The organism is Polynucleobacter sp. Latsch14-2 (assembly GCF_018881925.1).
Classification (GTDB): Bacteria; Pseudomonadota; Gammaproteobacteria; order Burkholderiales; family Burkholderiaceae; genus Polynucleobacter.
On sequence record NZ_JACVPL010000036.1, the window covers coordinates 1 to 2,168 of the forward strand.

General features: G+C 40.7%; 2 protein-coding genes and 1 pseudogene. 2 read left to right on the forward strand and 1 reads right to left on the reverse strand.

Annotated features, from left to right (window positions below):
• Both ICN46_RS12205 and ICN46_RS11835 read left to right on the forward strand, forming a co-directional pair.
• Window positions 1–117, forward strand: a pseudogene (locus ICN46_RS12205) (IS30 family transposase); the annotation flags it as partial.
• Between the two features lie 351 nt (window positions 118–468).
• Window positions 469–1,041: a tyrosine-type recombinase/integrase gene (locus ICN46_RS11835; RefSeq protein ID WP_216209109.1), complete on the forward strand. Its 573-nt coding sequence runs from the start codon at window positions 469–471 to the stop codon at window positions 1,039–1,041.
• On the opposite strand, the gene ICN46_RS11840 is transcribed toward ICN46_RS11835, so the two are convergent.
• Window positions 1,038–1,913 (reverse strand): hypothetical protein, encoded by an 876-nt coding sequence (locus ICN46_RS11840; RefSeq protein WP_216209114.1) that lies wholly within the window; start codon window positions 1,911–1,913, stop codon window positions 1,038–1,040. The two genes, ICN46_RS11835 and ICN46_RS11840, sit on opposite strands and share 4 nt — an antisense overlap.
• Window positions 1,914–2,168: the final 255 nt, after the last annotated feature.

Here is a 2,168-nt window from a genome sequence, read left to right on the forward strand (position 1 = left end):
GCAGAGCTTAGAATGATCCAAGACCGATTAAACAACCGACCTAGAAAACGATTAGGATTTAAAACCCCCAATGAAGTCTTTAATCAATCTTTAAACCGTGTTGCACTTCGTGTTTGAATCTACGTTTCTATATCCATTCTTTTTGTAGTCATTAACAAAATCTTGATTCAATTTTTTAACTTGATCATTTCCACTAATAGTTAATCTACTTGTAACAGACATGCCCATTCGGACCTCCCTAAGCTTTTGAATATCTTGCCACATCTTTAGCCATTTACGCCATGGTTTTCCAGCAAAAACCAGCTAAATAAAAAACTACAGGAAAGTATAGTTTCCTGTAGTTATCTTGTAAGTCATTGAAATCAAATACTCTTTTTTCTGTGGCATTTAAGCCATAGTCGGTTGTCCAAACCAAATATCAGAAAACATACTGTAGCTGTGTATTTATTACATTTAAAGGACAGCTATATGCCACAAGCAAAATCGTTTAGTAGTGCAGAACTCACCCAAGTTTTAACATATGTACAAACCACCAAACACAGCGTGCGTAATCGCGCTATGCTGCTATTAACCCATTGGGGTGGACTCAGAGTAGGGGAAGTGGCAGCCCTTCGTATATGCGACGTTTTAGACCCTGAAAATCAAGTGAAAAGCGAGATACGCTTATTGCCAGAGCAAACTAAAGGTCGCCATCCTAGAACAGTATTTCTTAATGAGCGCTTAAAAGCAGAGCTTCAAGCTTTTGCCAATGAGATCGCCATTAAAGACTGTAACTACGCATTCTTCCCTACACAGAAGTTTCCTAAGCGTGGGTTTACTGCCAATACATTAACGCAGCACTTTAAGCACATCTATAAAGAGTCTGGAATAGCTGGTGCTACTAGTCATAGCGGTCGTAGAAGCTTTATTACAAACCTAGCTAGTAAAGGAATAGGTGTACGTGTGCTAATGAGCTTAGCGGGTCATCGCAATATCGGCACTACACAAGCTTACATTGATGTGAATGACGATATGAAGCGTAGGGCGGTGGAGTTGATTTAACTCTTTTTAGCGGCTGGCTTTGAGAGTTTGGGATTGCTAACTCTCATGCGCTTATACATTTCATCATAGTCAAATGTTGGTAGCGTGATGGCTTTAGGATCGGGGAATCTGCCTCTTGCTGCATTTTCTGCAATATATTGAGCTTTGGTGAGAGCTCTACTTGTAAGTATGGTCATATTGGTGCGCTGATCAACAGTCTTTGCGTTGGACTTTGCGTTGCGATAGTCAAGACCTACTGCATTTGTTGGGCTGATATTTGCCAATACACCCAATCTCCAAAGCACCCAATCTGGATTTTGGGCTTTTAGCCATAGTAAGTTAATACCTTTCATCAGCGGTGGCGAACGCAGGCGTTTAGCGGTAAGAGAGCGCCTAGCTTTTTGGGCTTTAGGCGGGACAGTTACGCCAGTTTTGTTAATCATCAAGGTGACTTGTTTGAGGATGGATCTTTTAGTCATTCCCAGTGGAATAGCCAGTATCAAACCTGGACCATTACCTTCTTTTTCGCGGAAGGTTCTGAAGTAACGCTCTAGAGAGCTACTAAATCCAGATTCGTATTGCTCATCTCTTTCCATATTGGCAATTTGTCGCACTTGGGGTTTTATGTATTCCGATCCATATAGTGCAAGTCCAGTAGTTGCCCACCAGTCAGAAAATTTAACCGTAGAGATATCTCCGTATTCATCATATGTCTTTAGTACTAAGTCAAAGTCAGGAGGTAGTTGCTTCCTTTGAGCTGCGGTGAGCTTTCCCGTTCTCGCCTTCCTCGCTAGTTCATATGTAGGGCTTAGGCGCAGATATTCCAGCATCAACATCACGTAGCCCTGGATGCCTCTGGTAGCCCAATCTTTCATTGACTTGTTTGGCAGCATTTTTGGTCCATTTTTTCAAAAAACTATACAAATATATTAACATTTAAGGATCAGATTCTAAATGTAATTTTTATAAAGTGTTTAGTTTGATTTAATTGATATATAGCAAATTCGCTATGTTTATAGGGGGTGGATTCAACCACGAAGTGCAACTTTGAACAACTAGGTAAGGAGGCTAAGGATGTTTTAGTATCCAAAGCTTCTAGACCTCCAAGTCAAAGTAGCCATGACCTATCAACACCTTAGCCAAACTGA

Excerpts from the sequence above, each read along its gene's own strand:
- ICN46_RS11835 (WP_216209109.1), top strand. The coding sequence starts at position 469 with ATGCCACAAGCAAAATCGTTTAGTAGTGCAGAACTCACCCAAGTTTTA.
- ICN46_RS11840 (WP_216209114.1), bottom strand. The coding sequence starts at position 1,913 with ATGCTGCCAAACAAGTCAATGAAAGATTGGGCTACCAGAGGCATCCAG.